The organism is Nonomuraea sp. 3N208 (assembly GCF_052245935.1).
Lineage (GTDB): Bacteria > Actinomycetota > Actinomycetes > Streptosporangiales > Streptosporangiaceae > Nonomuraea.
The window spans coordinates 1-9,022 of record NZ_JBQQBR010000099.1; the positions used below are offsets into that span (position 1 = coordinate 1).

The 9,022-nt window shown below is 71.8% G+C and carries 1 protein-coding gene; it reads right to left on the reverse strand.

What is annotated here, in order from left to right:
- Nucleotides 1–9,022 (reverse strand): SDR family NAD(P)-dependent oxidoreductase (locus tag ACTWPT_RS59105; protein ID WP_443186323.1); only part of this gene is annotated, 9,022 nt, incomplete at both ends.

A 9,022-nucleotide genomic window follows, 5' to 3' on the forward strand; every position in this document is an offset into this window, starting at 1 on the left:
CGGCCTGCGCCGCAACGCCCTCACGCGTCTTGGCCGACAGCACCCACGGCACCACCGGCAACCCCTGGCCGGGCTCATCCTCCTGCGACGGAGCCTCTTCCAGCACCACATGCGCGTTCGTCCCGCTGACGCCGAAGGAAGAGACCGCTGCCCGGCGCGGGCGATCCTGCCGCTCCCACGGCCGTCCTTCGGTCAGGAGCTCCACCGCGCCCGCTGACCAGTCCACGTGCGGGCTGCGCTCATCGGCGTGCAGGGTGGCGGGCAGGACGCCGTGGCGCATGGCCATCACCATCTTGATGATGCCCGCGGCACCGGCCGCGGCCTGGGTGTGGCCGATGTTCGACTTGATCGAGCCGAGCCAGAGCGGCTGCTCCCGATCCTGGCCGTACGTCGCGAGGAGCGCCTGGGCCTCGATCGGGTCACCCAGCGGCGTCCCGGTGCCGTGCGCCTCGACCACGTCGACCTCGGCGGCCGACAGCCCGGCGTTGGCCAGCGCCTGCCGGATCACCCGCTGCTGCGAAGGACCGTTCGGCGCCGTCAACCCGTTGCTCGCACCGTCCTGATTGACCGCCGACCCGCGAACGACCGCCAGCACCTGGTGCCCGTTCCGGCGCGCGTCCGACAGCCGCTCCACCAGCAGGACCCCGATGCCTTCGCTCCAGCCCGCGCCGTCCGCCGCCTCCGAGAACGCCTTGCTGCGGCCGTCGGTGGCGAGGCCGCGCTGCCGGCAGAACTCGATGAAGGTCCCCGGTGTGGCCATCACCGTCACGCCACCGGCCAGCGCCAGCTCACATTCGCCGTTCCGCAGCGCCTGGACCGCCAGATGCAGGGCCACCAGCGACGACGAGCACGCCGTGTCCACCGTCACCGCCGGGCCCTCGAACCCGAACGTGTACGACACCCGGCCGGACGCGACACTGCCCGAGATGCCGGTGCCGATCAGCCCTTCCAGCTCCTCAGGCACTGAGGAGAGCTGAGACCCGTAGTCGTGGTACATCACGCCGGAGAACACACCGGTCCGGCTGCCGCGCAGCCCTGACGGATCGATCCCGGCCCGCTCGATCGCCTCCCACGACGCCTCCAGCAGCAACCGCTGCTGCGGATCCATCGCCAGCGCCTCACGCGGCGAAATCCCGAAGAACCCGGCGTCGAACTCGCCGGCGTCGTACAAGAACCCGCCGTGGCGTACGTAGGAGGTGCCCTTGCTGTCGGGGTCCGGGTCGTACAGCCGGTCCAGGTCCCAGCCGCGGTCGGCGGGGAACTCCCCGATGGCGTCCGTGCCGGAGTCCACCAGCTCCCACAGGCCCTCGGGTGACAGCACGCCGCCCGGGTACCGGCAGGCCATGCCGACGATCGCAATCGGCTCGTCGTCGAGCGTCGTCCGGGCAGGAGTGTCCGTCGGGGCCGCGGACGCGGCCCCGGTCAGCTCGGAGTCCACATACTCCGCCACGGCTCGCGCGTTCGGGTAGTCGAACACGAGCGTGGCGGGCAGGCGCAGCCCGGACACGGTGTTGAGCCGGTTACGCAGCTCCACCGCGGTGAGCGAGTCGAAGCCGAGCTCCTGGAAGGCGCGGTCCGGCTGCACCGCGTCGGCCGAGGCGTGCCCCAGCACTGTCGCCACCTCATGCCGGACCACTTCGAGCAGCGCCCCGCGCCGTGCGTCGTCATCCATCACGACCAGGCGCCGCGCCAGCGCCGACGCGTCCGAGCGCGCCACCCGCCGCACGGCACCGCGTACCAGGCCTCGTAGCAGGGCCGGGAGGCTGTCACCGCGTGACCGCAACGCCGCCCCGTCCACCCGCAGCGGCACCAACGCCGCTTCGCCGGAGCCAACCCCTGCGTCGAACAGCGCCAGACCTTCGTCCACCGACAACGCCGGCAACCCCTGGCGCCGCATCCGCTCGAAGTCGGCCTCGCTCAGCCATCCGCTCAGGCCCGTGTCGGCATCCCACAGTCCGTACGCCAGCGACGTCGCCGCCAGCCCGATCGAGCGGCGGTGCGCCGCCAGCGCGTCCAGGAAGACGTTCGCCGCCGCGTAGTTCGCCTGCCCTGCCGCCAGCACCAACCCACCGGCCGACGAGAACAGCACGAACGCGGCCAGATCCAGATCCCGCGTCAGCTCGTGGAGATGCCACGCCCCGTCCGCCTTCGGGCCCAGGACCCCGTCCAGCCGCTCGGCCGTCAACGCACTGACCAGCCCGTTGTCGCCCACTCCTGCCGCGTGCACGATCCCGGTCAGCTCGGGGACGGACGCGATCAGCTCGGCAACGGCATCCCGGTCACCCACGTCACACGCGGCCACCGACACCTCCGCACCCAGCTCCACCAGCTCGGCCGCCAACTCGGCCGCACCCGGGGCATCCGGTCCACGCCTGCTGACCAGCACCAGACGCCGCACCTCATGCGCACTGACCAGATGCCGGGCCACCAGCGCACCCAGCCCACCGGTGCCACCCGTGACCAGCACCGTGCCCTCCGGGCCGAACACCGGCCCGCGCTCCTCCAGATCCGAGACCCGCGTCAGCCGCGGAACGCGAACCTCGCCACCGCGAATCGCGATCTCCGGCTCCCCGGAGGCCACCGCCGAACCCAGTGCCATCCAGGACCGCTCTGTGCCGTCCACATCCACCAGCACGAACCTGCCGGGATTCTCCGCCTCGGCCGCCCGCACCAAGCCCCACACCGGAGCCACACCGACGTCCACGCCCTCATCGGGCCCCACCGCCACGGCACCCTGCGTCACCACCACCAACCGCGACGACGCGAACCGCTCATCGGCCAGCCACTCCTGCACCGCCGTCAGCACCTGATGAGTTGCCCGCCGGACAGCAGCAGGGGCATCCGTCTCCGGGTCGGTGGCAGGGAGCTTCAGGAATGCATACTCCAGCACCGACTCCGCGTCCGCCGCCGGAGCCTCGATCGCGCTCGTCCAGATCACCTGGTGAAGGGAGGTGAGGCGGGCCTGATGCTGAGGCGCGATGGACAGAGGCCGCAGAGTGAGCGCCTCGATGTCGGCCACCGGCGTGCCCGTGCCGTCCGCGATGGCCAGAGAGACGGACGTACTGCCGACCTTCGTGCTCTTGGTGACCTTGATGCGGAGGCCGGTCGCCCCGGCGGCGTGCAGTGACACTCCAGACCAGGCGAACGGCAGGAACGGCTGACCCGGCTCCGCTGCCGGGAGCAGGCCGCCGAGAGCGCTGGCGTGCAGTGCCGCGTCCAGCAGGGCTGGGTGCAGCCCGAACCGGGCCGCCTCGGCATGCTCCTGCTCCGGCAGCGCGATCTCGGCGAACACCTCACCCGGCCGCGCCCAAGCGCGCACCAGCCCCTGGAAGATCGGCCCGTACTCCAGCCCGATCTCCGCCAGATCCTCATACAACTGCTCGACCTCGACCGGCGCCGCACTCGCGGGCGGCCACTGCACCACGTCAAAGCCGGGCACACCATCCTCGGCCGCCAGCACCCCATCGGCATGCCGCACCCACGGCTCGGCCGCCCCCGAACGGGAGTGGATACTCACCGACCGGCCACCGCTCTCATCGGCCGGACCGGCCACCACCTGCACCTGCACCGCACCCTCGGCCGGCACCACCAACGGCGCCTGCAACGTCAGCTCCCGCAGCCGCGAGCACCCCAGCTCATCCCCGACCCGCACCGCCAGCTCCACCAACCCGGTCCCCGGCACGATCACCATGCCGTTGACCACGTGATCAGCAAGCCACGGATGCGTGGCCACCGACAGCCGGCCGCTGAAGACCACCGACTCCCCACCGGCCACCTCGGTCACCGCACTCAACAGCGGATGCTCGATCGCGCCCAGCCCGGCCGCGTCGACATCGCCCGCCTCCACAACCGCCGGCACCCAGTAGCGCTCCCGTTGGAAGGCATACGTGGGCAGATCGACGTGCTTCGCCGGAGCCAACAGCGCCTTCCACTCGACCCTCACCCCATGCACATGGAGCCGCCCAAGGGCTTCGACCAGTGCCCGGGCCTCGTCACGGTCCTTGCGAGCGGCCGGGATGAACACCCCATCGGCGATGCTCTGCTGAGCCAGCCCGGTCAACACCCCATCCGGACCCACCTCCACGAACACATCCGCCCGCGCGGCCGCCACACCATCGGCGAAACGCACCGCCTCCCGCACGTGCTCCACCCAATAACCAGGCGTGCTCAGCTGACCCGGCTCGGCTTCCCGGCCGGTCACATTCGAAATGATCGGGATGGTCGGCTCGTGGAAGGTCAGCCCGGCGATCGCCTGCTCGAAGTCGGCCAGCATCGGCTCCATCAACGGCGAATGGAACGCATGCGAGACCCGCAACCGCCGCGTCCGCACATCCACCTGCCGCTCGATCTCCGCGATCGCCTCCTCAGCACCCGAGATCACCACCGCGCCAGGAGCGTTGACCGCCGCGATGCCGACCCGCTCGTCCAGCAGCGGCAGGATCTGCTCTTCAGGGGCTGCGATAGCGAGCATCGCGCCGCCCTCCGGCAGCGCCTGCATCAGCCGCGCCCGCGCCGCCACCAACGTGCACGCATCAGCCAAAGAGAACACCCCGGCCACATGCGCCGCGGCGATCTCCCCGATCGAATGCCCCACCAGCACATCAGCCCGCACCCCGAACGACTCCAGCAACCGGAACAACGCCACCTCGAAAGCGAACAACGCCGGCTGCGTCATCCCCGTCTGAGCCAGCACCCCATCCGGATCGGTGAACATCACCTCCCGCAACGACAGATCCAAATGCCCACAAACGTCCTGCAACGCCCGCTCGAACACCGGGAAGGCCTCGGCAAGCTGCCGGCCCATACCGACCCGCTGACTGCCCTGACCGGCGAACAACAACGCCACCCGGGACCGGCTTCGCGCCGACACGGGTTCTCCGTCCTCGGCCAGCGCCGACAGCGCCCCGAGCAAGGCGGCCCTGTCCTCGCCCACCACGACGGCGCGCTGCTCCAGCGCGCTCCGCCCGGTCACCAGCGACCATCCCACATCGGTGGCGTTCAGCTCGGGCCGTGCCTCGATCCAGGCCGCCAGCCGGGACGCCTGCGCCCGCAACGCCGCCGCCGTCTTGGCGGAGAGCGGCCACGGCACCACCGGAAGCGCCTGACCGGGCTCGTCGTCCTGCGGCGGGGCCTCTTCCAGCACCACGTGCGCGTTGGTGCCGCTGATCCCGAACGAGGAGACCGCCGCCCGCCGCGGAGCGTCCTGCCGTTCCCACGGCCGGGCCTCGGTCAGCAACTCCACCGCGCCCGCCGACCAGTCGATGTGCTCCGACCGCTCCTCGGCGTGCAGGGTCTGCGGCATGACGCCGTTGCGTAGCGCCATCACCATCTTGATCACGCCGGCCGCGCCGGCCGCGGCCTGCGCGTGACCGATGTTCGACTTGATGGTCCCGAGCCACGCCGGCCTGTCTTCCGGCCGGTCCTGGCCATAGGTGGCGATCAGCGCCTGGGCCTCGATCGGGTCGCCCAGTACGGTGCCCGTACCGTGTGCCTCGATCATGTCCACGTCGGCCGCCGAAAGCCCCGCGTTGGCCAAGGCGTGCCGGATCACCCGCTGTTGCGACGGACCGTTCGGCGCCGTCAGGCCGTTGCTCGCGCCGTCCTGGTTGACCGCCGAGCCGCGGATGACCGCCAGCACCGGGTGCCCGTTGCGCTGGGCGTCCGACAGCCGCTCGACCAGCAGCGTCCCCACGCCTTCCGAGAGGCCGACGCCGCCTTCCGCCTGGGCGAACGCCCTGCACCTGCCGTCCACCGACAGGTTCCGCTGCCGGGCGAACTCGATGAACGTCCACGGCGTCGCCATCACCGTCACGCCACCGGCCAGCGCCAGGTCGCAGTCACCCGACCGCAGCGCCTGCACCGCCAGGTGGAGCGCGACCAGTGACGACGAGCACGCCGTGTCCACCGTCATCGCGGGCCCCTCGAACCCGAACGTGTACGACACCCGGCCGGACGCGACGCTGCCCGAGTTACCGGTGCCGATCAGCCCTTCCAGTTCCTCAGGCACCGAGGAGAGCTGGTTCGCGTAGTCGTGGTACATCACGCCGGAGAACACGCCGGTACGACTGCCGCGCAGCCTGTGCGGGTCGATCCCGGCCCGCTCGATCGCCTCCCACGACGCCTCCAGCAGCAACCGCTGCTGCGGATCCATCGCCAGCGCCTCACGCGGCGAGATCCCGAAGAACTGGGGATCGAATTCGGCGGCGTCGTAAAGGAATCCACCGTGCCTGGAGTAGGAGGTGCCCCGGTTGCCGGGGTTCGGGTCGTACAGCTTCTCCAGGTCCCAGCCTCGGTCCGGCGGGAACTCGCCCACGGCGTCCCCGGCCTGTGCCACCAGCCGCCACAGGTCCTCCGGCGATTCGACCCCGCCGGGGAACCGGCAGGCCATGCCGACGATCGCGATGGGCTCGTCGTCGACCGCCGACGACCGTGCTATGACCGCGACCTCCCGCGTGCCGAGCAGCTCGCCGGACAGGAAGCCGACGAGTGCGGCCTGGGTCGGATAGTCGAAGATCAGTGTTGCGGGCAACCTCATGCCCGTGACCTCGCTGAGGCGGTTGCGGAACTCCACTGCCATCAGCGAGTCGAAGCCCAGCTCCTGGAACGACATGTCGTCCGTGAGCGCCGAGGTGTCGGCGAACCCGAGCACCATGCCCAGCTGGGCTCGTACCAGATCCTCGAGCGCGGCCTGCTGCCCGTCCGGCGGCAGGCTCGCCAGCTGCTGCTTCAGCGTGGCCGCGGTCTCCGACGCGGCGGTCACCACCCGCCTGGCGGGACCTGACACCAGACCGCGCAGCAGGGGTGCCAGCATGTCCGCGTGGTTGCTCAGGACCTTCAGGTTCAGCAGGGCAGGGACCAGCGTGGCGCGGCCGGAGCCGAGCGCGGCGTCGAACAGGGCCAGCCCGTCCTCGGCCGACAGCGGGTCGACGCCCGAGCGCGCGAGGCGCTGCAGAGCGGCGTCGTCCAGGTCGGCCAGGCCGCCCTCCTTCCACAGCCCCCAGGCCAGCGAGATCGCGGGCAGGCCCTGTGCCACGCGGTGCTCCGCGAGAGCGTCCAGGTAGGCGTTGGCCGCCGCGTAGTTGCCCTGGCCCGCGCCGCCCAGCACGCCGGCCAGCGACGAGAACAGGATGAACGCGGTCAGCGGCCGGTCCTGGGTGAGCTCGTGCAGGTGCCGGGCGGCGTCGGACTTGGGCCGAAGGACAGTGTCGAGGCGTTCGGGGGTCAGAGAGGTGATGACGCCGTCGTCGAGGACTCCGGCCGCGTGTACGACACCGGTCAGCTCGGGGACGGACGCGATCAGCTCGGCGACGGCATCCCGGTCACCGACGTCACACGCGGCCACCGACACCTCCGCACCCAGCTCCACCAGCTCGGCCACCAGCTCCGCCGCACCCGGGGCATCCGGTCCGCGCCTGCTGACCAGCACCAGACGCCGCACCTCATGCGCACTGACCAGATGCCGGGCCACCAGCGCACCCAGCCCACCGGTGCCACCGGTGACCAGCACCGCGCCGTCCGGCCCGAACACCGGCCCGTGCTCCTCCGGCTGCGCCGCGCGTGCCAGGCGTGGCACCCGCAGCTCCCCGGCACGCACTGCCAGCTGCGCCTCGCCGCCGGCCAGCGCCCGGTCGACCACTTCCGCCACCGGCTCGTCATCGTCCAGGTCCAGCAGCACGAACCTGCCAGGTTGCTCGGCCTGCGCCGCGCGCACCAGCCCCCACACCGCCGCCTGCGCCGGATCCGGGACATCGTCCGGAGCGGCCGCCATCGCGCCGCGCGTGACGATGACCAGGCGCGACGCGGCGAACCGATCGTCGGCCAGCCACTCCTGGAGCAGGCTCAGCGCTTCGTGCACCTCGGCGGGAGCCTCGACCAGCAGGCACTCGGGAACCGGCCCGGTCTCGGGGAGCCCGGGCAGGATCTCCACGTCGCGCAGGTCGCCCGTGGCGTTCGACGACAACGGCGCCCAGTCGACCTGGAAGAGCCTGTTCCTGTTCGTGGTCTGCGGCCGGCCGACGGACACCGGGCGTACCGCCAGAGAGGAGACCGTCGCGACCGGCAGGCCGCCGGTGTCCATCAGCGTCAGGGAAATCGCGCCCTGGGCGATGAGGGAGATCCTGACGCGGAGCTTCGTCGCCCCGGAGGCGTGCAGCGCCACCCCGCTCCAGGCGAACGGGAGGGCGGGCCGGCCGGGCTCCGCATCGGCCACGAACCCGCCGAGGGCGGTGGCGTGCAGTGCCACGTCGAACAGCGCCGGGTGCAGGTCGAACCGGGCCGCGTCACGCGCCATCTCCTCGGGCAGCGCCAGCTCGGCGAAGACCTCGTCGCCCTTGCGCCAGGCGGCCTGGAGTCCGCGGAAGGCGGGGCCGTAGCCAAGGCCCATGCCGGTGAACTGGTCGTACAGGCCGTCCAGGGACACTGCCTGCGCGCCTTCCGGTGGCCAGGTTCCCTCGGGCTCAGGAGCGGTGACCCCGGCTCGGGTCAGCGTTCCTGCGGCGTGCTGGGTCCAGGGCTCGTCCTGTACGCCGTGCGGTCGCGAGTAGATGCCCAACCGGCGGCGGCCGCCCTCGTCGGGCGCGTCCACGGCGACCTGGAGCTGGACTGCTCCGCGTTCGGGAAGGATGAGCGGGGCCTGGAGGGTGAGCTCTTCCAGCAGGTCGCAGCCGGCCTCGTCGCCGGCTCTGACGGCCAGCTCCACGAAGGCCGTGCCTGGCAGGAGCACTTGTCCGTTGACGGCGTGATCGGCCAGCCACGGGTGTGTGGCGATCGACACGCGGCCGGTGAGGACCACCGCCCCGCCGTCGGCCAGGGCCGTGGCCGCGCCGAGCAACGGGTGCCCCGTGGCCCACAGCCCGAGGCTCTCCGCGTCGCCGCCTGCACCGGCCGCTTCCTGGAGCCAGTAGCGCTGGTGCTGGAAGGCGTAGGTGGGCAGCTCCACCCGCCGCGGCCGGGCCGGCTCGAACACCCCCTGCCAGTCGATACCGGCACCGTGCACCCACAACTCGGCCGCACTCGCCCACAA